Below are 22,112 nucleotides of genomic sequence, written 5' to 3'. Positions count from 1 at the left end.
ATAAATATCTGGTACATTTGACAAAATTCATCTATTAGGCTATAAATGATTCATCGTAGCTGAAACCTTTTCAGCAACTGTTGCCTGTATATTAATTCAAAAGGCAACATACAGCAAAGCGAACAATTTATTCCATGAACAACAGAGATTATAATCTCTGATATTTTGCATGCAGATACCTTAAAAAGTACTGATATGTGATAAATACATAGGAATGAATGAACAACGCATATTCTCTGGATTGTTGATAGAATATCTTGGGTGCATTCAATGCATGCTATGATTACGCCCGTCTCCAATAATCATTGCTGCTCGTTGTTCATCTTAGCGTTAGTTCATACTAACCTTATTATTGCATCATAAACTTAATACGCCTTCATTAATTGAAGCGTTCCGTTGCCTGATCACAACTTCCAAAGGCAACCAACAGCAAATCACACAAATCGATAAATAAAGATACAGAGGCACAACTTGTCACTGCGATCTATATCCGCATTCAAGAACACTGAAACAAAGTTTGTGAAGCGTTCTATTGGCAACAAGCCTAATCTCACATTTTTGTATCAATCTTTTAGCAGACCATGGTCACTAGAAGCTCTTGATACAATCCATATCTGAACACCGTTTTGATCTCAGTTGAGAGCAACGCGTATTAAAAGATATGGGAAAACAACAAATAAAATGAAAAACATGACTAAAGAACTTAGACAAGCCTATGATAAATTAACAATAGATACACTAGAAAATTACAAACTCTACCAGTTAGAGAATGATAGAAATATTAAAAATGGCGACCATACACTTTACTGGTTCACAATTAAACCTATTTCACCCAGAGGACGTTGGGACCGGTTTCAGTTGGATTTAAAGAAATATGTATGTCCATTTTATTACGATTTATGTGAAAGACTAAATGGTAAACACTGGAATAAGAAAAATAGAAAGCATCTAAAACCGTTTCTTTTTGCAGCTCCTGACTATGAAAATTCAAATAACCAAGGCCCATTAATAGTTAATGATTTCAACCATGTTCAAGGTCTAATTTGTATACGAAATGACCAAAAACATATTTTAAACAATCTTCTACGTAAGCATAATAACAACTATACCTATGTATATAAATTTGATAAAGTCAGAGAAATTACGATTGCCGAAGCTAATCATACAACAATGGATAACATTGGTTATAAAATCTATTTAAACAAAAACTCAAATCGAAAGTATGACAACATTAACAATTTTATTTATCTACCTTTCGATCAAAAATTTATTAAATCTATTAAAACTAGAAAACAATCCGTCGCAGCCATTGCAAAACATGGTAATAAATTATCATCAAATCACCTTGGTATTGATTGGTAAGCGATTGCAAATTACGTATAATTGGATATTTATGGGGTATTAACAAGGACTCGGTGCAATTCCGAGTGGCTCTTCTGGCCGCCTATCCGCCAGACAACACTGCAACGCAAATTTTAAAACCTGTTTTTCGGTTCGTTGCATCAGTGTGTAAAATTCCCAATGCTAAGATTAAAAGAATACCGCAATCAGTGGTTTTCAAACATTCGTGGCGATATCCTATCTGGTATCGTTGTTGCTCTCGCTCTTATTCCTGAAGCAATAGGGTTCTCCGTTATTGCAGGAGTAGACCCCAAAGTGGGTTTGTATGCCTCATTTGCCATTGCATGTGTGGCAGCTTTTACCGGTGGTCGGCCCGCAATGATTTCAGCGGCTACTGCTGCCACAGCTGTCGTCATGGTATCACTCGTCAAAGAACATGGACTGCAATATTTTTTCGCAGCCACAATCTTAATGGGCATTCTTCAGATACTTGCCGGAGCATTAAAGTTGGCGCGGGTAATGCGTTTTGTTTCCCGTTCCGTCATTACCGGCTTTGTAAATGCACTGGCCATTTTGATCTTTATGGCGCAGCTACCGGAACTGATCGATGTTCCGACACAAACCTACTGGATGATTGCAGCCGGACTGGGGATAATCTACCTTTTCCCTTATCTGACCCAAGCAATCCCCTCCCCTTTAATCGCAATTGTCGTACTGACGCTCATTGCATGGTCAACTGGTATGGAGTTACGCACAGTCGGTGATTTAGGGGAACTCCCTTCAGCATTTCCAATTTTCGCGTTGCCTCAAGTACCCCTCACCTTCGAAACTCTGCAGATCATATTCCCTTATTCCGTAACACTGGCAGCTATTGGCTTGCTTGAATCTTTGCTGACAGCTCAAATTGTTGATGACATGACTGATACGCCCAGCAATAAAAATCAGGAATGCTACGGGCAAGGAGCAAGTAATATAACTTCCGCACTTGTCGGCGGAATGGGCGGTTGCGCTATGATTGGTCAGTCTGTGATCAATGTATCATCAGGCGGTCGCGGCAGACTCTCAACATTTGTAGCAGGCGCGTTTCTTCTTTTCCTGATTGTTGTGCTTAACGATCTTGTGAAAATCATTCCCATGGCAGCACTTGTTGCAGTAATGATTATGGTTTCAATCGGAACATTTTCTTGGCGCTCTGTGCTTGATCTGAGACGCAATCCGCTGCCTTCTTCAGTCGTCATGATTGCTACAGTTGTAACAGTCATTACAACGCATGATTTGGCAAAAGGCGTCATCGTTGGAGTGCTGTTATCAGGCATATTCTTTGCCGGAAAAGTGGCTAAACTTTTTACTGTTTCCAAACAAAACGACGAGAGCACAAACACACTCACCTATAGGGTTGAAGGGCAGATTTTCTTCGCTTCAGCCGAGAGTTTTATCCATTCTTTCGATTTCAGCAGCACACACGCTCATATCGTGATTGATGTCAGCCGAGCGCATTTGTGGGACATAACTGCTGTTGGTGCTCTTGATAAAATCGTCTTAAAGCTCCGATCTTCCGGCGCACAGGTTGAAGTACGCGGTTTTAACCGTGCAAGCGCAGATATGATCGACAAGTTTGCTCTGCACAACAAAGCAGAACGACAAGCCGCCAGCAATTCACTTCACTAAAAACATTGCTGGCATGGCCTTCGACTATGCCAGCAATCCCCTCCGGTACGCTTCCTTAAAGCATTTATCATTTGTGTTGACACAGCAATTATATCCATTATTCTGGATATATGGAAAATGAAGCAGCAATCACGGCACTCGCAGCCTTAGCACAGACCACACGACTGGAAACTTTTCGGTTACTGGTCAAACACGAACCGAACGGTTTACCGGCAGGTGAACTGGCACGTGTATTGGATGTGCCTCAAAATACCATGTCAGCCCATCTGTCCACGCTGTCCCGCGCAGGATTGATCAAAGGGGAACGTCAGAGCCGATCAATTATTTACCGCGCTGATCTTGATGCATTTCGGGAACTGACGCTTTTCATGATCAAGGATTGTTGTGGCGGCAGCGAAGAACTCTGCACTCCCCTTATCCAGAGTCTTACGCCCTGCTGCACACCAAAGGGGTAACCAGACCATCCAGCCTGACCCCACCTGCATAACAATCTGAAATTCTCTGATTATCACATCTGATTAAGGTTGGTTTCGCTCCATCGCATGAAACCAGCCAAGGAAAAGCCATGTCTGTCTTTGAACGATATCTGACACTCTGGGTTGCGCTATGTATCATCATAGGGATTGCCTTGGGGCATCTGTTTCCCGCAGCCTTCCAAATGGTCGGTGCGGCAGAGGTTGCTAAGGTCAATATACCTGTTGCAATCCTGATCTGGCTGATGATCATTCCCATGTTGCTTAAAATTGACTTCTCAGCGATGCGTCAGGTCGGACAGCATTGGCGTGGCATCAGTGTGACACTCTTCGTCAACTGGGCAGTCAAACCCTTCTCTATGGCCTTGTTGGGTTGGCTGTTCATCGGTTGGCTATTCCGGCCATATCTCCCGCAAGACCAAATCGACTCTTACATCGCCGGACTAATTATTCTTGCTGCAGCACCATGTACCGCTATGGTTTTTGTCTGGTCGAACCTGATTAAGGGTGAACCCCATTTCACACTATCTCAGGTGGCACTGAATGACGCGATCATGGTCATTGCCTTTGCCCCGATTGTCGGCCTGCTTTTAGGATTATCTGCGATCACAGTGCCGTGGAATACACTGATTTTCTCAGTGGTTTTGTACATCATCTTTCCCGTCATCATCGCACAACTGATACGACGCAGCCTGCTCTCCAAAAATGATGGGCAGCCCTTAAACAAACTGCTGAAGGCATTACAGCCATTATCGCTGGTCGCTCTTCTTGCTACGCTCGTCCTGCTCTTTGGCTTTCAGGGGGAACAGATCATCGCCCAGCCACTGATCATCGCCATGCTTGCTGTACCGATCCTGATCCAAGTCTATTTCAACTCCGGTCTGGCCTATATTCTGAACCGGATGTCCGGCGAACAACATTGTATTGCAGGCCCGTCCGCAATGATCGGCGCTTCAAACTTCTTCGAACTAGCTGTAGCCGCAGCAATCAGCCTTTTCGGCTTCAGTTCCGGTGCCGCCCTTGCAACAGTTGTCGGCGTCTTGGTGGAAGTCCCCGTTATGCTCTCCGTTGTCCGGATCGTGAACCGGTCAAAAGGCTGGTACGAACAAGGCAATAATCAAACCCAAACAGGTGATATCTGATGTCCGTTACAATCTATCACAACCCTAAATGCGGAACTTCACGCAATACACTCGCTATGATCCGCGCCAGCGGTGAAGAGCCTATCATCATTGAATATCTGCAAACACCGCTATCCAAAGAACAACTCTCAGAACTTGTTACTGCCATGAAAATTTCCGTGCGGGATTTGCTGCGGGAAAAAGGCACGCCTTTTGCTGAACTCGATTTATCCAATACGAAATGGTCAGACGATCAGTTACTGGATTTCATAGTAACGCATCCGATTCTGATGAACAGACCGGTTGTGGCCACATCTCGTGGTACAGCTCTATGTCGCCCGTCAGAACGTGTTCTTGATCTTCTGGAAAATCCCGTTGTCAACTTTACCAAAGAAGACGGGGAACTGATCACTTATGAGCAGAAGGAAAGATAATCGTGACACTACCCAATCTTGATCTGCAGGCATTTCGCACACCCGATTACGATAAGCTCCAAGCACCTTTACTGACACATAAACCGCGTATCCTGCTTCTATACGGTTCACTGAGAGAACGCTCTTACAGCCGCTTCTTAACGCTTGAAGCACAGCGCCTGTTGGAATTGATGGGGGCAGAAACACGGATATATCATGCAGATGGCCTGCCATTGCCAGATGACAGCACTGCTGATCACAGCAAGGTTCAGGAGTTGCGGGAAGCAATGGTGTGGTCAGAAGGGCAAGTCTGGACCAGTCCTGAACGCCACGGCGCTATGAGTGCGGTCATGAAATCACAAATTGACTGGATACCTTTAGCGAGCGGCTCTGTACGCCCGACTCAAGGTCGCACACTGGCGCTGATGCAGGTTTCCGGCGGCTCGCAGTCTTTCAATGCTTTGAACCAAATGCGTGTGCTAGGTCGATGGATGCGCATGATTACAATCCCCAACCAATCATCCGTCGCCAAAGCATGGCAGGAGTTTGATGAAGCCGGACGCATGAAACCCTCTTCATTTTATGAAAGAGTTGTCGACGTCATGGAAGAACTCATCAAGTTCACCATCCTGACACGGGGTATTTCTGACCACCTGACCGACCGTTACAGTGAACGAAAAGAAGCCGCAGAGAAACTGGAAACCCGTGTTTCGTTGAAATCCATATGACCGATCAGCGCCTTCCTGCTTATGCAATCCTGAGCCTTGGCCTCACACAAATCATCGGCTACGGCACACTCTACTATTCATTCAGTGTGCTGGCTCCGTCCATTGCGGATGGCTATCAGGCAACAACGGAATGGGTTTATGGGATATTGTCCATAGCCTTGCTAGCAGGTGGTGTGCTGGCACCTTGGCTGGGCAAACTCATTGATCGCTTAGGTGCCGCGCAAATTATGACAGTCGGCTCTGCTTTTGCGGCGCTTGCTCTCATCCTTTGCGCAGTCTCCCCCAATTCGCTGGCCTTCATTGTAACGCTTACAATCGTGGAGATTGCAGCCAATCTCGTACAATACGGAGCCGCCTTTGCGCTGCTTGTGCAGATCAAACCAGTGGTTGCCCAGCGCAGCATTGTCTTTCTGACATTGATAGCCGGTTTTGCATCCACCATCTTCTGGCCACTCACATCATTACTACTGCAATGGCTGACATGGCAGCAAATCTATCTGGTCTTTGCCGGTCTCCATCTGGTGATATGTCTGCCGCTGCATTATTCCCTGACACGCACTAGCAAAACAACTCATGACCAACGTAAGAAGGGCGGCAAAGAAATATCTTCTGTAGCTGGCGCACTGCCTTTGGCATCAAGACGTAAAGGCTTCGTGGTACTGCTAACAGCATTTTCCCTGCAGGCACTGATATCCTCTGCAATCCTTGTCCATATGATCCCGCTACTGGCCATATTGGGCTTGGCAAAATCAGCAGCCTTTATTGGCGCAGTGTTCGGGCCATCGCAAGTCGCCAGCCGCCTGATCAATATGATGGCGGGAAAAACCCTATCCCCCGTGAACTTAGCCGTCATCGCAGCCTCGTTCATTGCCTTATCCGTTATGATATTGATGATCGGCGCGCCTTATATCCCTGCGGCGGTATTATTCGCCTGCTTATTTGGTTTCGGCAATGGTTTGTTCAGCATTATAAGCGGCTCCCTCCCGTTATATTTATTTGGAAGCGCCGGATATGGTGCGATGCAGGGAAAACTAATGTCTGCGAGATTAGTTCTATCTGCCATAGCGCCATTTGCCATGGCCTTCGCATTAAAGAATACGAGTGTTTACATCACTCTGGCGATAATCATCGTCGTATCGATTGTGGGAGGCGGTCTGTACTTCATAATAAAGCAAGACTTACAGACCAGAGCTTTGAATTGAGTCTATTACGCGCTTAGTCTGCAAGCTAGGTCACATAGCATAGCACATTTCCAATTATTTATATTTTCGTCCAGCCTTCATTGGCTGGGGTGGCAAAGCATCCTTGTCGGGAACATCAAAAAGCTCACTGACAGTCACTTGCAGTGCATCTGCTAATGCTTCCAGCGTCGAAATCGTGACATTCTCCGTGCCCCGCTCAACTCTTCCAACATATGACCTGTCAACATTTGACTCCAAGGCTAGCCGCTCCTGAGAGAAGCCCTTAGCCACACGAAGTTTCCGTAAATTCCAACCAATAATCTGTCTTGCGTTCATAGAACGATTAACAGTATAGACGGCTTGACAATCGACGGACTGCTGGGCACATATTAAATTTGAACACACGTTAATGAATTCACTAGATTCAAATAACGTTGTCGGGGCAAATGAGGCGCAGAACGAAGCGATCAAAAGTATCGGGTCAATCAGCCAATCAGCTGCAGCCCATTTAAAACATACGCAACACGGCTAAGGTCGGAAAACAGAGGTCGCTTCGATGGCATACCCAATTCAAATGATAGAACCAGTTACCCATAGGACAGCAGTCGGCTTTAAAGGAGTATCTTGGACCTGCCTATTCTTTGGTCCATTCCCCGCATTGTTTCGCGGTCACTTCGTTGGCTTCTTAGTCGTCCTACTTGCCGTTCTATGCACTTTCGGCTTCGCCAGCATTGTGTTCATGTTTGTTTACAACAACTGGCATTACAATTGGCTTGTATCAAAAGGTTTTAAACCAGCAGGCGCCGCAATGGGCATGGGAATGATGGCTAATCAGAACATGATCAATGTTCATGTTGCCGAGTCCAAATAATACCTAACCAGACACCTTTCGAACTAAACAACTCAAGCAGGGGCAATTATGAAAATCCTACTATTCGCAGCAAGTGCACTTTCAGTTTCAACCACATTTGCAGTTGCAGCTGACGCTATCGTAGCACCAATCAATGAACCGGCAGCCATTACCACAGATTCACCTCGTTGGTTTATTGATGCAGGCGTCGGTGGTGCATGGTCCAATGCAAATGCGCTCCACTTTATCAACCCAATTGGCACAGCTTTTACTGAAAATGCAGTATCCGGCGACCGCATCCACCTCAACGATACCGATAAAAAAGATAGCTCCGTCGCAGCAGTTTTTAGCGTAGGCTATATGCTTGCCCCTAACTACTACGTTAAAGGTTCGTATCGTTATTTCGGTCAACACGACTTTGGCGGAAATGCGACCTTCGGTGGCGATGACTACGATCAAGACCTTCGCGTTCGCGGACATGGCGTATTCGTAGGCGCAGGTTATATCCATGACCTCACAGACCGTTTTTACGTAGATGCATTCGGTGAAATCGGTGCGTCTTTCTTGAAAGCCTCTGCCAAACAGGGCGAAAACCTTTATCCTGACGATTTCGCTTCATTCCCATCTAAAAGCCAGACAAATTTTGCTGGCGGCCTCGGTCTTGGCGTTGGTTATAAAGTTACAGAAAATGTAGATTTCACCGTTACAGGTACTTACCACTGGCTCGGTAAAGCTGAAACAAACAAAACACTTAACGTTCAATATATGAATGACGGTGAAATGCTGAAAGCCAAGAACATTGGTGTTGCAGGTGTTGCTGCAGGCATTCGCGTGAAGTTCTAATCACTTAAATGGGCAGTTACACTGCCCATTTTCATATCTTAATTTGACATGAAATCTTTTCGCATCATCATGAGAGAACATCATGCATAAACTGCTATTGATAAGTGCAGCAACATTAATTGTCTCAAGCAATGCTTACGCGGCAGACATGGGTGTCGCCTTTGAATGGGGACCAACAAAACAATGCTTCGATTCAAAATCTCCGCCAATTAAGCTATCGAATGTCCCGCAAGGTACTGCCAAACTTTTGATTAAGATGATGGATAAAAACGCTTCTGACTTCAATCACGGAGGCGGCAGCGTAGCTTATAAAGGGCAAGCACAACTTCCATATGGCGCATTTAAATACAAAGGCCCATGCCCACCATCAGGAACGCATTTTTATAAAATTACAGTCACTGCCGTTGACGCATCAGGCAAGACTTTAAGCTCTGGCTCTGCAACACAACCGTTTGCAAAGAAATAATCCTTATAAAACAAACCCCACACTATACGGGGTTTGTTTACTCATCCTTTGAATGTCCAAGCAGACATCTATAACAAGACCTGCCTGCCATTTTTCAATCTGGACAGAGTTGACCTAGATCATCCGGTCGCCTGAATTATTCTATTCCAGCTTTGGCCGCTTTGAAGCATTTTCAGTATAGCCTCATTACGGGATTTATTCTCCGGACGACCTTTATAAAGCCCCTGCTCTTTTGCCTTAGCTATTCCTTGTTTTTGGCGTCTGCGACGTTCCTCATAATCTTTACGGGCAATGGCAGCGATCATGTCCAACATCATGTTATTGATGGCTTCTGACTTACGTGAAGTAAATTCATCGGTATTCGAAGAAGCCATTCCCCATGACGTAGGCAAATCAAGCGCAACAACTTTAACATGCCTGTTGCGAATTTCAGACTTCAATCGCTCCCAGTCTTTAGCGTTCAAACGACTTAAGCGGTCTACCTGCTCAATCAGCAAAATATCACCTGCCTGACAGTCAGATAGCAGACGAAAGAGTTCCGGACGATTTAGCGATGCGCCACTTTCATTTTCAATATACGTGGCTGCAATCTTGAGGCCTTTATCACGAGCGAACTGAAACAAATCATCTTTCGCCCTGCTGGCATCTTGTTCTTTCGTCGATGCACGAAGGTAAGCTCTCACAAACATACGAAACCACCATAAAGTTCCATTTACATGGTTCCATTATAAATGGTTCGTTTAAGGCATGCTTTAAATCTCATCAAGCAACTTGAAATAGATTATACGAACCATTCTAGACAATTCACTCTTACCATATGCAAAGACAGCTCATTATTTACAAGACACCATACATAGCGGTTCGAAGAGAGCATATATAATACGTAAAAACCATAGTTTTTAGTATTATGATAAGTGAGAAACCTTCTAGGTTAGCCTGAAAAATCATGCTGTATAAATAAAGTTGGATTAATGTTAATAAGTTGCCCCAAATTCAACACTATAAGTTAACACTAGACCTATTCATCACAGAATATTAGGCGGGTAAAAAGCCAAGCTCAAAGACTTGTGGTATAAGCTTCTCACTAAGTTTTTCATAAGCTACATCAAACGACTGAAAATTGGTTTGCTCATTAACTAAGTTGGCCTTAAGAGCACGACGCACCTGCCACCAACCAACATCTGGGCGCCCAAGCTTAAAGTCATCGACAATAGTCCGACCAAATTTCTGTTGGTGAAAATGTTGGAACAATCGACGCCCCTCTTTCATTACAGCTTTCGCTTCGGCTGAAAGTGTCAGCTTGGACATATATGTTGCCATGAAACTAGAGGCGAAGGCCGTCTTCGCTCCTATTTCGGCTTCTTTAAAGGGGAGAAAATGATTTATCAGTGGCCAATCTGCTCCATTCCATCGTATTTTTTCAACGGATGCCGAATAATTAGCGCTATTGAAAAGAGTCCACACCAAACAATCAGATTTAAATTCATCTGATAGTGCCTTATTTGGCTGCAAAAACTGATCGCGATCATTTAACCAAGTAGGTTTAATAATACGGCGTACGGTGAACATCACCGCAACTTGCCATAGATTATCTTTATTGATGAAGAATCCACGACCACTAGCAAAGCCAGAAGATAAGAGCATTGTTAGACGATTAGCCTGCTGGAGATCATTACCAGCACAATTGAACCATCCAATAGCACCATTAGACCACTTCGTTCCTCTTAGGTCTGCTGTAGTGGTTGCAGGCTCAACAGCTCCCTTAAGTGGCAATGCCGGTACTGAATTAGTTTTAGGTCGAACCGGCCACGTGGAAAGCAATAGATCATTTTCAACATTAGTATATGTCTTATCGCCAATATAAGCAGCATTCCTATCTAGAACATCAGTTACTATCTCAGTGATCGGTTCAGGTTTCGAGGTATCCCAAATAAGAAAACCTATAGGAAACTCGCCTTTCAAATCATCAAATGCTTTACTGTGGACCACAAACCCACCTAGATACTTTGCCTGCCAGACTTTACGAAACTCCTCAAAAGCTTGCGAGTTAACATACTTTAGCTTTCCAAACGAAGCTACGATCGCGGTAGGTACTTCTTTATGAATTCGCGCAAGGAATTGTGTAAACAGTTCGTTGCTGGCTTTTCCATATCCAGCCATACTGGCACTTGCGAATTTCGAACGTGCAACCCCAGTTTTACTACGATCAGCACCCTTATTAGCAGCATTATCAGAACTTGTAGCTTCAGCGTAAGGAGGGTTAATAAGTACTAATAACTTTTTTGCGCCCTTTTTTTTTGCCATAGCATCAGCAATTGCGTTTTGCAAAGTAAGAGGCATCTTATTTGATAGGGAATAATCTATTAAACCTAATTCATTTATGTCATCATTCAAATAATCATACTGGAAAATAGTAGCCCCCACACAAGTATGAGATGCACGCATCACATCAATATCCGCCTGATCAATCGTGCTCATAAAAACGTTGCGATAGTTTGAGTGCTTGACCTCTAAGTTTCCCACACCACAGCACATATCCCATACAATGTATCTTTGCTGCCAGTTTTTACCAAGAACAGCAGCGAGTTCATCATATGCCTTGTCCACAACAGCAAGTGGAGTGTAATAAGCTCCCTTAAACTCACGCTCATCAAGCGGCAATAGAGTATCTCTTCTTTCTAAAAGATATCTACGGTACTCTTCTTCAGGAGGTCGGTGATATATTGCCCAAAAATTACGATAGCCATGAAGACTATTTAACTCATACATTACACCATTTAAAAAAAAGACGGGTTTGTCATCGTCATGTAATAATTTTGCAGGCAAATCTTTCACAGCTGCCTTCTTACCATCATGCATTATATCGGCAAAAAAGAGCAGCGCATAGTCTGATAAGGACACACCCGTCAGCTCACGACCAATCATTACAACCCATTTATCAAATACTTGCCGAAGATTATCTGGAGTAATAGAAGTACGAATAATTTTACCAGCGCTGATGGCAGAACGTATTGTTGCAATAAAATCTCGCTCGTACGTATCAATTTGATAAACAACGATATGTGTTTCAATAAGAGGAGCCAGCAATACTGCAAGTGATTTGTCGACTTTGGAACCAGACTTAGGCCATTTTATTGTTTTTTCATTCAGAATAGGGAGAGCATTCGCGGTTTCCATAATCGCAGCTTTCTCTGTATCAATAACACATAAAAACGGCGGTATTTGTTCGCCGAGTTTTCTAGCGCTCCTCACATAAAAAAGAAGTTGCGTGAACATCACAACTGGAGGCGTTGGAACGCCTTTTGCTTCGAACCAAATTTCTTTTGTACGAATATCTACTAGGGTCTTGCTATAGGCCTTCAGTCCTATCGCCTTTATGTAGGCATCCTTAACGTCCTCTTCGGTCTTGGCACGAAGTAAGTCACTTTTAAGGCTCATTTAAACCTCTAGAATTGCTGAATAAAATTAAAATACACATTACCCACCACAACATAATAGGCAAGCATACTTAATTCACTAGCTCTCAGAAAAAATCTGGATGCCATATCAACTAAGTGTAAAAACGTGATATAATTATTATAAAACTCAGCAATTAAAAATTACACTCTCTAAAAACCCTATCACCATTAGCATATAAAGACACAAATTTATTATAATAATTATGAAGTAATTCATATAATTAAATAAAATTAATTAATTAAACAATTAAACACCTACGTAAAAAGCAGTCAAAACCATTTTATCAATGTAAATATAAAAGAATTATATTACAAAACATGGTGAAATTTTGCACTATAATCAACCAAGATTATTATCTATCTTCAATATATTAAAAGACCACATCTCACTTTCTTGCATTTATTAAATCGAAAATGAAGAAGTACAAATTTATAACGTACATGCCTCAGACCTTCCACTTAACAACAAATTCCAAACACACGAATTCTACTTCACATTAAATAACATCCTGTTATTGTTGCTTGACAAAACAGGACGGGGCATTATGTATCTTAAAAAAATTGATATAAAAAATTTTCGACGCTTAAAAGATATCAAAATTGACTTTGAAGCGGAAGAAACCGTTTTTGTAGGCCCAAACAATAGTGGAAAGACTTCCTCAACAGCAGCCATTAGAAGTTTTCTAGGAAACAGAAATTTCAAAATTCACGATTTTTCACTTTGCTCTCTGACTGCGATCAATACTTACAGCCCTGATGTTTCAGATACCCTTCCATGTATTCAGCTTGATCTTTGGTTCCATATTGATCCCAATAAGATAGAGTTTGGAACCGTCTTCGCTCTGGCAACAGACTTCTCAGGAGACTTCTCAGAAATTGGCATTCGATGCTCATTGGAAGCCGAGGATGTCACAGAACTATGGGGCAAGTACGATCAAGCATTTCCGCTTAAAGAAGACCTGAAGCGTAAAAAAACGCTCGTAGACTTTCTTGCATTAGAGGAAAACCTTAGGTCTTATTTTAAAATTAAGTATTATTCCTTACAAAATATTGATAAAAATGTTGTCACCACCCCTCTCGATCCCAATGAAGGGAAGCAAACGCTTCGATCACTTCTACGAGTAGACTTTGTTGATGCACAAAGAAACATAGATGATGAAAATGCCGCTCGCAGTAACAAACTATCGGAGGCATTTACAGCCTACTATCAGCGAAACCTAGAACAAGCTGAAGTTGCTGAAGCAGCTATCGCTGTGATCGAAGAGAACAACCGCAACTTAACAACACACTACAATCAGCACTTTCAACCCTTAATGAATATTATTGCGGACCTAGGACTCCCCTCACAAAATGACAGGGCTATGAAAATTGTTTCTACGCTCAGTTCCGAAGCTGCATTGAGAGGTAGTTCAGAGCTTTTTTATGTAGACACCGCTTCCACACATGAGTTGCCTGAAGCATATAATGGCCTTGGCTTCAAAAACCTCGTTTTCATGGCTATTCAAATTGATAACTTTTATAAACAATGGCTTGCAACTGAAGAAAACCGACCACTGTGTCAGATGATCTTTATCGAAGAGCCAGAAGTCCATCTGCATGCACAGGTACAACAAACTTTTATCAAGCAGATGTGGAAGGTACTTACACAAGGTGCAGAATTTGATACTCCCCGCCCGCAACTCATAGTAACAACTCATTCCTCCCATGTATTAGATGCAGTTGATTTTTCCAAAATTCGCTACTTCCGACGTGTCGATCTGGATGACGTAGAGGCTGGAAACATTTATTCAGGCTCAATCGTAAAAAGCCTGAAAGAATTTCAGCCTGAAGCTGTCAAAACTAACAATCGAGAAGTCACAACTTCTGAAGCACTGGCTTTTCTAAAGAAGTATCTTCGGTTGACGCACTGTGACCTATTTTTCGCTGATGCCGTCATTCTAGTTGAAGGAGCCGTCGAGAAGTTGCTCTTGCCTAAAATGATTGATCAGTCGGCAAGTGGATTGAATTCAAAGTATCTTACCATTCTGGAGGTCGGTGGCGCATACAGTATGCGGTTTGCTAACCTGATGGAGTTTTTGGGGCTACCCTATTTGATTATCACTGATATTGACTCTGTCGACCCAAACAATAATCGCAAAGGTTGTAAGGCAACGGATGTCGGTGCTGTCACATCAAATGCTTCAATAAAATATTTCTTTGACAACTGTGAGCTTGTCTCAGATTTGGCGGCAAAAGATGAAGCCGATCATATTCAAGCCAACAATATGCGCTTTGTCACATATCAAAAAAAAATTGAGATAGATTATGGGGGAACCGTTCACATTTTCCATGGCAGGACGCTAGAGGAAACATTTGTCTATGAGAATCATGCTCTATTTTCAGGTGGAGCATTATCTATAGGGGAAAAGATACCGTCTAACGCTACTGACTTTCATGATGTGGTTTGGAAACGAATAAAAAGTTCAACTTTTAAGAAAACTGAATTTGCTATGAATGTATTGACATTCGACACAGGGGAGAACGAGCACGCTCCTTGGGTAGTTCCACACTACATAGCCATTGGTTTGCGTTGGCTTGAAAAGCGTTTGACCAACAAACAAGACCATGGAGGGCAGAATGCCTGAACTTCAGTTAACAGAAACAGATATTAAAATTGCACAATGCATTGATGAGTCAAAATCGTTTACTGTTGTAGCAGGCGCTGGTTCAGGTAAGACCACTTCATTAATAGAAGCACTCAAAAAAATACGAGAAACCCACGGACGGAGGTTAAGAAAACGGGCACAAAGAATTGTCTGCATTACCTATACCAATCGTGCTGTAGATGTTATTTTCTCACGTCTAGGCTATGATGAACTTTATGTTGTAACGACGCTCCATGGTTTTCTTTGGGGGGAGGTTTCTAGGTTCCAAGCTCCACTAAGAAGAGCACTTATCAAGCATGTGATACCGGCACGTATTGAGAAAGCTCAACAACATGACAATGGCGGAAATTCAAAAACTGCGGTTACTGCGCGAAAAAAAGTTGAACGGTTACAGATCGAACTAGCAGAGCTGATCAAAAACTCTCCACCAGTAAGGTATGAGGAAACGACAGTAAGCGATTACTCTAAGTGCATACTTAATCACGATGATATCATCGACGTTGCCTCGTATTTAATTATGACAACAGCGTTGCTTCGCAAAGGCATTGGGTTCAAATATCCTTATATCTTCATTGATGAAGCGCAAGACACTTTCCCCCAAGTAATGTCAGCTCTGAACTCTATTTGTGCTAGCGAAGGTCTTCCGATAATAGGGTATTTCGGTGATCCTATGCAGCAAATCTATGATAAGCGCGCTGGTGATTTTACCGGTCCAGATGGGACCGTGATTATCGCAAAGAATGAAAATTTTCGTAGTTCCGGCTCCGTTATTAATCTTCTCAATCGCTTCAGAGATGATATCAAACAATTCCCTGCAGGTAAGAATGCGGGTATCGAGGGTAGTGTTGAGATTCTCATAGCTCGAGCCCCTAGTCCTCAGGGACCAAGAAAAACATATACGCCTGAACAACTTGATCAGGTGTCTAGCATATTTAACGACGCCCTATTGAAATGGGAATGGCAAGATTCCCCATCTGTAAAAAAATTATTTTTAGCAAGGCAAATGATTGCTAGACGGTTAAATTTCTCGAAAATTCATCGGCTTTTCACTGGCGTCTATTCATCGCTTCGATCTCAATCAGCCTATGAAGATGGGACACATTATCTTTTAAAACCTTTTATCGAAAGTATTTATCCTCTTATCTTAGCGACAAAAAAAGAGAATCCAAAACTTGTCATCGATGTTCTACGCAAAATCAGCCCAGCATTTTCGTTAGAAGGCGTCAACAAAGGCAAGTCATTAAAACAAATGCTTAATCATGCTAATGAGCTTACAAAGTACCTTGCTGATTTATGGAACAGTAAAACAATCCATGAAATTTTCAAATTTTGCGAAGAGAACGCATTGTTGTCGTTGTCGGAACGTCTTTCTACGCAGCTTAATCGCAATGTACGTGAAGTGTTCGATTCAGAAAACGATGACCATGAGCGAGACAAAGGTGATTGGTTAGCCGATGAGTTTTTTAAAATGGATTGCAGCGAAATTAGCGCTTATGTTGAATTTCTTGATAAAAACTCTCCTTTTAGTACACAGCATGGCTCGAAGGGCGAGGAATACCCCAATGTAATGGTGATGATTGATGATATAGAAGCATCTTGGAATAACTACAGTTTTGGGAAAACCCTTACTCCAGACACTGCAGGTGATCCAACTCATCGCCAAGCAGAACTAACTAAAAAATTAGCCTATGTTTGCTTCTCACGCGCCGAACTGAACTTACGAGTTTTATTTTTCTCTCTAGCCCCAGAACACGCGCGGCGAGAACTTATCGATAAAGGCTTATTTGAAGAAAAACAAGTTTCCTTTATTTAAATATATTAAACAGGTGCAAGACCTATCGATTTAGATAATATCTACTTTCAATAATGAAAACGGTATTTTTATTATGAAGAAATAATTTTTTACTTTCATGAAAAAACAATATTAGTTAGGTCAATTAAATAGAGGTCTATGCTGTTTTGTATTACCTCATTAATTATTTTGTGTGCCTTTTATCACAAAGGTTACGTATCTAACCACCAAGAATCTATGGCCATAATTATGGACCGCTATACACTCAGGATAAAACGCATCACTTAACAGTCTCATGCTTCAAAGGTCATTTACAGTAATTTCAATTCTTTCATACGGCTCATAAGGAAAATATTTTATTTATATTCAGCACAAACGCTTTTAAACATTTCATTGGTTACTGGCGCCTTTAATTTGGTACAAAATACGGCACAAAAAAATTAGACCAATTTATAAAATATAGAATTAAATCAAATACATAAAGTAATGATATATAATAGTAGAATCCCACCCTCTAGGCCACTTGCATGACGCGACCACTTTCCAAATAAAAACAAAAACTTAAATGAGTCATTCATATTTATTTAGACCAATTATTTAAGCTTTCCCCACAGCCGTATTCTTTCCGTTACAGTATCCGCCCCACCTCCCTACATCCACCAGAATATCAGCGCCACATTGCACAGCCCCCCTAAATGTATACGCTAAATAAACATTACTGACTTTTAGCTTCGCAAAAAATATACATAAACTTCTGATGAGACTATGTTGATGTTATTGTTTAAATTTACTCAATGCAAAATTATAAATATGATCGATGACATGATGAAAATTATCTAATTTTTTGAAAGCATCAGATAGAGTTATAAATTCATCTTCAATATATATTTGCATAGATGATAAATGCTATAACACTGAAAGAATTAAATAAATGAACTTAACTGGGTATGACATCATTGGAGATATTCACGGTCATTTTGATAAATTACATAATCTCTTGTTAAAATTAGGATATCGAAAACACTCTGACAATTCCGCCTATAAACATTCTGAAAGGAAAGTGATTTTCCTTGGTGATTTCATTGATCGCGGACCGCAGCAACTTGATACCGTCCTGACGGCCAAAGCTATGATTGAAAACGGCTCTGCCTTAGGGGTAATGGGCAATCACGAATACAACGCTATTTGCTATGCTACACCGCATCCACATCAGCCCAACGACTATTTACGCACCCATTCAGGGAACACTGGGAAAAAGAACTTCCAGCAACACGCTGCATTCCTGAATGGGGTGCAACATGATTCCGTTCTCTACAATGAACTTATTTTGTTCTTCAAGACACTCCCCCTCTGGCTTGAAGTTGATGACATCCGCATCGTTCATGCCTGTTGGAATATGCAGAAACAAAGCCAACTGATACCATATTTAACCAACGACAACTGTCTGACAGAGGCAGGCATCATTGAGAGCGCCAAAGAAGGCAGTGCGGCCTTTGAAGCAACCGAATTGCTATTAAAAGGCTTGGAACTCCCTCTTCCCAATGACATGAAGTTTCAAGACGCAGATGGTCATGAACGCCAATCTGTACGCGTGAAATGGTGGGACAACACCGCTAATGATTATGCATCCCTTGCACTTTTGCCGGAAGCCATACCCCAGACCCTGCCAAGGGATACAATCCCAAACCTTGATGCTTATCGCTACAATGAAGATAACTTGCTTTTCATTGGCCACTACTGGTTAACAGGCAAACCGAAACAATTATCTTCCAACGTCATTTGCGTCGATTACAGTGCAGGTAAAGGCGGTGATCTTGTTGCTTATCGCCATGATATCGGGCAACCTTATTCAATCAATAACTTTATAACATCAGCAAGTTAATCGAGACTTGGACATGCAGCAAAGCATTGATATCGAAGGCAATACCTATTTTATCATTATCGTGATAATGCATTTAAATGTTTATTGATGTCGAAAGTTCAAAATGGCACAGCGTGTTCTTGCTGAGTATTACAGTTCTATGAACTTCCGATTTGGTGAAATCCCGCCATCTCGTTTATTTGGCAAAACACCTGCATTACACATATTCAAGATCAGGACCTTTGTTCGACATTTCATCGAAATGGCTCTGAAGGCGTATCAGCCATATTACTTTTCATACACCGCAAATAAAGATTACAAAATCAGGTTTCAGAGCCTGACCTGAAAAGGCATGAGTGATTTCAGTAGGTTATGATTCAATCGGATTTCTTATATAAGATGGAGATCACGATGTCCTAGACTGAAACCACTTGCCCTCATTTGATCTGGGTTCTTCAGTTTTTCAATGGGCCAGCAGGCTTCTTATTGTCCTGCTTAACTTTTCCATTGAGCTTATCATTTGTGCGCAGACCACCATGCTTAGCGCATATTTTTGCCGCTTGAGATTCACTAAGCTGAGAAGTACCATCTCCAACTACGAATTGATGCCCATCCTTACACTGCCCCGACCATTTTTTGGTGTCGCTGTCATATATGATTTTATAAGCATTAGCTGGAACAACTGAAGCTGCAAAAATAAATGCAACAAAAGCAATTTTTATATTCTTACTATTCATAATAAACACCTCCCATTTAAGTTAACCATAAATATAGTATTACAACTATTCTGAACGACAAATGAATAACATTTTTCAGAACCTGACCTGAAAGGCTTGTGTGATTTCAGTAGGTTATAGTTCAATCGGATTTCTTATATAAGATGGAGATCACGATGCACTAAACTAGACCCACCGGCCTGATTATCAACGACAGAGTCCGCGTTACGTAAGTGATATGACCGCAAAAGAATGGGCATTGATTGCCGCTTGCCGACATCTTGACCGTTCACGTATCACTGAATTACGTGAGGTTGTGAATGCTTTGTTTTATATAGCATCAACTGGTTGTAAGCGGCGTATGCTGGCCAAGAATTTGCCACCTTATTCAACCGTCCAAGTACATTTCTATGAATGGGGGGTGCAGGCTTGTGGCACACTATCAGCAACACGCTTGTGATGGCCACGCGTGAGCAGGCGAATAAACAACCCAGCCCAACGACTCGTGCAATCGATAGTCAGTCGGTCAAAACCACCGAAAGTGGCGGAATATGGGGATTTGATGCAGGTAAGAAGATCGTTGGGAGAAAACGACACATTGCGATTGATACACTCGGCGTGCATCAGGACATAGACGGTGCGCCGGATATCTTTAAATCCATCCTCACGCGCTGGCCGTGGTTACGGTATATCTTTGCTAACGGCGGATACGCTGGGCCTAAGTTCAAAGGCAGACTGGAAAAGGTCGGTAAATTCACAATGGGGATCATCAAGCGATCAGATCAAGCACTAGGCTTTGAACTCCTATCATGCAGATGGAGTGTCGAACGCATCTTTGCATGATTGAGACGATGCCGAACATTGACAAAAGACTTCGAGATAACCATCGCTTTTACCGAGGCGCAGCTTTACCTCACCAACATTCATTTTCTAACACGGCGCATCGCAAGAGATTGATATCATTGCCATCCCTATGAATCAGACTCTGATACCGTGGTAGCAACTTACATCAGCGATCAATATGGTTACTTCTATGGACGTGTCGGGGCTTGGCTTCACTTTTACAGACAGATCAGCAAGGAGAACAAAAATGATAACTGAAACAGCGATAGCGATAGCGCGAAAGTACCATCAAGGGCAGGTTGATAAAGCAGGCGTTGATTACTTTTCAGGACACTTAACCGCTGTCGCATCTCAGATTCACGACAACGAACTAGCGAAAGCAATCGCTTATCTCCACGACATCATAGAAGATTGTGATATCGCACCAAAGCAACTTGAATTCGAATTAATGGAAGGCGGAATTACTGAACAGCAAGCTTTGACTATTTCGCGCGTAGTGCAGCTCTTAACGAAGCTAGATGTCGACTACTTTGCTTACCTTGAAACGGTCAAAGCTGACTCATTAGCGAAAATCGTTAAACTTGCAGACCTGACCCACAACATGGATCGATCCCGTCTGAATTCAGTATCTGAAAAAGATGAAATGCGCCTTGCGAAATATGCAAGGGCTTATGCTTTTTTGACTGACAGACATAACAATCCACAGCCAACACCGTAAGACAAACCTTCTACTTCAAAAAAAACCCATCACAATTATGGTACAAAAATTAGTACAAAATTCTTTTTTGAATTTTTCATATATCTATAAAAATCAACATGTTAATAGATTAAAAGACGAAAACAGAATCCCGCTCTCCCCGTCATTATTTGAAGGCCTTCATTCACATACATAAAGTTCAGCTTTAATCCAGAAGCACTAACAAACTAAAAGACGGATCAAAGCGCCTGAATTGTGTTTTAATCAAAAATTAGAAATAGTTTAGTTTACTCACGAGGAATTCTATATCGTCCATTTCGACAAGACCCGATATATTCCAGCAGTCTGGCCTTCCGTAAATTGCTTATATCCCTGCGAGCAGTTTTTAAACTAACCTGCCAAATCATCATGATTTCTTTAGCACTGCATCTTTTTCCACTTGCAACTCGTGCCATAAACCAATGCTGTCTTTCATTTAATTCTTTAACATCAGGGACATTTTTAGGGGCATGATTAAGGCCGTTTATAGGGTCACTTTCTTCATAACTAAACTTAGATTCTGCTGAATTTCCCTCCCCAATCGAATATGCTTCTCTGGCAGCAGCTATAGAATAACGGTCTATCGTCGCCGCCCATGATTTAGATAAAGGGCTATCAATTAAACCCAAAACAAATGCTCTAATGATAGATGACGATACGATCAAACGAAGCAAAAAAACAGCATTAGGTCCATTTTGAGCTGACAACCAGTGCTTTACCGTTCTTTCAGTTGCATGAGTTTGAAGCATCAACTGTTTGATTGCACGGCCACTGCCACCGTACTCCTTATGCAATAAATCCGAAATCGTCTGAGCATAGATTTTATGCCCAATGAGTACACCTTTCCAGATCGGTATTTTCTTACCCTTCTGCGGCAACATTTTTCATGTCCTCCTCTGTTATATTCGCCTCTGTCTAATCTGTCAGAATATCTTCGCTGTGTAACAAGTTCTGATTATCCAAAATGAGTGCATCAT

At 42.1% G+C, this 22,112-nt stretch carries 19 protein-coding genes, 1 pseudogene and 1 other annotated feature; of the genes and pseudogenes, 15 read left to right on the top strand and 5 right to left on the bottom strand.

The annotated features are described in order from the left end of the window. Positions 1-690: 690 nt before the first annotated feature. The 7 genes from K1X45_RS11025 to arsK all read left to right on the top strand — a co-directional run bounded on the left by K1X45_RS11025 (position 691) and on the right by arsK (position 6,946). A complete protein-coding gene (locus K1X45_RS11025) occupies positions 691-1,362 on the top strand; it encodes a hypothetical protein (protein ID WP_220158835.1) in 672 nt (223 codons plus the stop codon). Positions 1,363-1,405: 43 nt separating this feature from the next. Beyond that, positions 1,406-1,461: a sequence feature (sul1 is cis-regulatory element that is thought to sense ions involved in sulfur or methionine metabolism; They are found in Alphaproteobacteria), on the top strand. Between the two features lie 60 nt (positions 1,462-1,521). Continuing rightward, the gene (locus K1X45_RS11020) at positions 1,522-3,009 is read left to right on the top strand and encodes a SulP family inorganic anion transporter (protein ID WP_220158834.1); all 1,488 of its coding nucleotides are present in this window, start codon (positions 1,522-1,524) and stop codon (positions 3,007-3,009) included. Positions 3,010-3,119: 110 nt separating this feature from the next. Further along, on the top strand, positions 3,120-3,464 hold the full coding sequence (locus tag K1X45_RS11015) for a helix-turn-helix transcriptional regulator (RefSeq protein ID WP_220158833.1): 345 nt from the start codon (positions 3,120-3,122) through the stop codon (positions 3,462-3,464). 110 nt (positions 3,465-3,574) lie between these two features. Next, positions 3,575-4,624 (top strand): ACR3 family arsenite efflux transporter, encoded by a 1,050-nt coding sequence (gene arsB / locus K1X45_RS11010; RefSeq protein ID WP_220158832.1) that lies wholly within the window; start codon positions 3,575-3,577, stop codon positions 4,622-4,624. Continuing rightward, on the top strand, positions 4,624-5,037 hold the full coding sequence (gene arsC, locus K1X45_RS11005) for an arsenate reductase (glutaredoxin) (protein WP_220158831.1): 414 nt from the start codon (positions 4,624-4,626) through the stop codon (positions 5,035-5,037). Before arsB ends, arsC begins: the two co-directional genes overlap by 1 nt. Beyond that, a complete protein-coding gene (arsH, locus tag K1X45_RS11000) occupies positions 5,034-5,744 on the top strand; it encodes an arsenical resistance protein ArsH (RefSeq protein WP_220160471.1) in 711 nt (236 codons plus the stop codon). The genes arsC and arsH overlap by 4 nt, the downstream gene beginning before the upstream one ends. Further along, positions 5,741-6,946, top strand: coding sequence for an arsenite efflux MFS transporter ArsK (arsK, locus tag K1X45_RS10995; RefSeq protein WP_220158830.1), 1,206 nt, complete (start codon positions 5,741-5,743; stop codon positions 6,944-6,946). Before arsH ends, arsK begins: the two co-directional genes overlap by 4 nt. Before the next feature lie 54 nt (positions 6,947-7,000). On the opposite strand, the gene K1X45_RS10990 is transcribed toward arsK, so the two are convergent. Further along, positions 7,001-7,261, bottom strand: a complete 261-nt coding sequence (locus tag K1X45_RS10990; RefSeq protein ID WP_113945191.1) for a helix-turn-helix domain-containing protein — start codon at positions 7,259-7,261, stop codon at positions 7,001-7,003. A gap of 220 nt (positions 7,262-7,481) precedes the next feature. Between K1X45_RS10990 and K1X45_RS10985 the strand changes: the two genes are divergently transcribed. The 3 genes from K1X45_RS10985 to K1X45_RS10975 all read left to right on the top strand — a co-directional run bounded on the left by K1X45_RS10985 (position 7,482) and on the right by K1X45_RS10975 (position 9,084). Further along, on the top strand, positions 7,482-7,796 hold the full coding sequence (locus K1X45_RS10985) for a hypothetical protein (protein WP_220158829.1): 315 nt from the start codon (positions 7,482-7,484) through the stop codon (positions 7,794-7,796). A gap of 48 nt (positions 7,797-7,844) precedes the next feature. Next, positions 7,845-8,618, top strand: coding sequence for an outer membrane protein (locus K1X45_RS10980; RefSeq protein ID WP_220158828.1), 774 nt, complete (start codon positions 7,845-7,847; stop codon positions 8,616-8,618). A gap of 82 nt (positions 8,619-8,700) precedes the next feature. Then, positions 8,701-9,084, top strand: coding sequence for a phospholipid-binding protein (locus K1X45_RS10975; RefSeq protein WP_220158827.1), 384 nt, complete (start codon positions 8,701-8,703; stop codon positions 9,082-9,084). A 119-nt stretch (positions 9,085-9,203) separates the two neighbouring features. Here the strand turns inward: K1X45_RS10975 and K1X45_RS10970 are convergent, their stop codons facing one another. Both K1X45_RS10970 and K1X45_RS10965 read right to left on the bottom strand, forming a co-directional pair. Beyond that, on the bottom strand, positions 9,204-9,773 hold the full coding sequence (locus K1X45_RS10970) for a recombinase family protein (RefSeq protein WP_220158826.1): 570 nt from the start codon (positions 9,771-9,773) through the stop codon (positions 9,204-9,206). 346 nt (positions 9,774-10,119) lie between these two features. Further along, positions 10,120-12,522 (bottom strand): hypothetical protein, encoded by a 2,403-nt coding sequence (locus tag K1X45_RS10965; protein WP_220158825.1) that lies wholly within the window; start codon positions 12,520-12,522, stop codon positions 10,120-10,122. Positions 12,523-13,087: 565 nt separating this feature from the next. Here K1X45_RS10965 and K1X45_RS10960 point away from each other — a divergent pair. The 3 genes from K1X45_RS10960 (at position 13,088) to K1X45_RS10950 (ending at position 18,861) form a co-directional block, all read left to right on the top strand. After that, positions 13,088-15,166 carry an ATP-dependent endonuclease gene (locus K1X45_RS10960; RefSeq protein WP_220158824.1) on the top strand — a complete coding sequence of 693 codons (2,079 nt, stop codon included), beginning with the start codon at positions 13,088-13,090 and terminating at the stop codon, positions 15,164-15,166. After that, complete coding sequence (locus K1X45_RS10955) at positions 15,159-17,000, top strand: UvrD-helicase domain-containing protein (protein ID WP_220158823.1); 1,842 nt, start codon at positions 15,159-15,161, stop codon at positions 16,998-17,000. The genes K1X45_RS10960 and K1X45_RS10955 overlap by 8 nt, the downstream gene beginning before the upstream one ends. A gap of 910 nt (positions 17,001-17,910) precedes the next feature. After that, on the top strand, positions 17,911-18,861 hold the full coding sequence (locus K1X45_RS10950; protein WP_220158822.1) for a metallophosphoesterase: 951 nt from the start codon (positions 17,911-17,913) through the stop codon (positions 18,859-18,861). Positions 18,862-19,295: 434 nt separating this feature from the next. On the opposite strand, the gene K1X45_RS10945 is transcribed toward K1X45_RS10950, so the two are convergent. Beyond that, positions 19,296-19,577: a hypothetical protein gene (locus tag K1X45_RS10945; RefSeq protein ID WP_220158821.1), complete on the bottom strand. Its 282-nt coding sequence runs from the start codon at positions 19,575-19,577 to the stop codon at positions 19,296-19,298. A 217-nt stretch (positions 19,578-19,794) separates the two neighbouring features. Between K1X45_RS10945 and K1X45_RS10940 the strand changes: the two are divergent. Together K1X45_RS10940 and K1X45_RS10935 are read left to right on the top strand one after the other, a co-directional pair. Beyond that, positions 19,795-20,513: pseudogene (locus K1X45_RS10940) on the top strand (IS5 family transposase). A 133-nt stretch (positions 20,514-20,646) separates the two neighbouring features. Further along, positions 20,647-21,117 carry a GTP pyrophosphokinase gene (locus tag K1X45_RS10935; RefSeq protein WP_220158820.1) on the top strand — a complete coding sequence of 157 codons (471 nt, stop codon included), beginning with the start codon at positions 20,647-20,649 and terminating at the stop codon, positions 21,115-21,117. A 266-nt stretch (positions 21,118-21,383) separates the two neighbouring features. Here K1X45_RS10935 and K1X45_RS10930 read toward each other — a convergent pair whose 3' ends face one another. Then, positions 21,384-22,016, bottom strand: coding sequence for a hypothetical protein (locus K1X45_RS10930; RefSeq protein ID WP_220158819.1), 633 nt, complete (start codon positions 22,014-22,016; stop codon positions 21,384-21,386). Positions 22,017-22,112 lie beyond the last annotated feature (96 nt).

The organism is Pseudochrobactrum sp. Wa41.01b-1, from assembly GCF_019464455.1.
Classification (GTDB): domain Bacteria; phylum Pseudomonadota; class Alphaproteobacteria; order Rhizobiales; family Rhizobiaceae; genus Pseudochrobactrum; species Pseudochrobactrum saccharolyticum.
Note: the sequence above shows the minus strand (reverse complement) of the source record. Positions and strands in the feature narration are given on the sequence as shown.

Excerpts from the sequence above, each read along its gene's own strand:
- K1X45_RS11025 (WP_220158835.1), top strand. The coding sequence starts at position 691 with ATGACTAAAGAACTTAGACAAGCCTATGATAAATTAACAATAGATACA.
- K1X45_RS11020 (WP_220158834.1), top strand. The coding sequence starts at position 1,522 with ATGCTAAGATTAAAAGAATACCGCAATCAGTGGTTTTCAAACATTCGT.
- K1X45_RS11015 (WP_220158833.1), top strand. The coding sequence starts at position 3,120 with ATGGAAAATGAAGCAGCAATCACGGCACTCGCAGCCTTAGCACAGACC.
- arsB (WP_220158832.1), top strand. The coding sequence starts at position 3,575 with ATGTCTGTCTTTGAACGATATCTGACACTCTGGGTTGCGCTATGTATC.
- arsC (WP_220158831.1), top strand. The coding sequence starts at position 4,624 with ATGTCCGTTACAATCTATCACAACCCTAAATGCGGAACTTCACGCAAT.
- arsK (WP_220158830.1), top strand. The coding sequence starts at position 5,741 with ATGACCGATCAGCGCCTTCCTGCTTATGCAATCCTGAGCCTTGGCCTC.
- K1X45_RS10990 (WP_113945191.1), bottom strand. The coding sequence starts at position 7,261 with ATGAACGCAAGACAGATTATTGGTTGGAATTTACGGAAACTTCGTGTG.
- K1X45_RS10985 (WP_220158829.1), top strand. The coding sequence starts at position 7,482 with ATGGCATACCCAATTCAAATGATAGAACCAGTTACCCATAGGACAGCA.
- K1X45_RS10980 (WP_220158828.1), top strand. The coding sequence starts at position 7,845 with ATGAAAATCCTACTATTCGCAGCAAGTGCACTTTCAGTTTCAACCACA.
- K1X45_RS10975 (WP_220158827.1), top strand. The coding sequence starts at position 8,701 with ATGCATAAACTGCTATTGATAAGTGCAGCAACATTAATTGTCTCAAGC.
- K1X45_RS10970 (WP_220158826.1), bottom strand. The coding sequence starts at position 9,773 with ATGTTTGTGAGAGCTTACCTTCGTGCATCGACGAAAGAACAAGATGCC.
- K1X45_RS10965 (WP_220158825.1), bottom strand. The coding sequence starts at position 12,522 with ATGAGCCTTAAAAGTGACTTACTTCGTGCCAAGACCGAAGAGGACGTT.
- K1X45_RS10960 (WP_220158824.1), top strand. The coding sequence starts at position 13,088 with ATGTATCTTAAAAAAATTGATATAAAAAATTTTCGACGCTTAAAAGAT.
- K1X45_RS10955 (WP_220158823.1), top strand. The coding sequence starts at position 15,159 with ATGCCTGAACTTCAGTTAACAGAAACAGATATTAAAATTGCACAATGC.
- K1X45_RS10950 (WP_220158822.1), top strand. The coding sequence starts at position 17,911 with ATGAACTTAACTGGGTATGACATCATTGGAGATATTCACGGTCATTTT.
- K1X45_RS10945 (WP_220158821.1), bottom strand. The coding sequence starts at position 19,577 with ATGAATAGTAAGAATATAAAAATTGCTTTTGTTGCATTTATTTTTGCA.
- K1X45_RS10935 (WP_220158820.1), top strand. The coding sequence starts at position 20,647 with ATGATAACTGAAACAGCGATAGCGATAGCGCGAAAGTACCATCAAGGG.
- K1X45_RS10930 (WP_220158819.1), bottom strand. The coding sequence starts at position 22,016 with ATGTTGCCGCAGAAGGGTAAGAAAATACCGATCTGGAAAGGTGTACTC.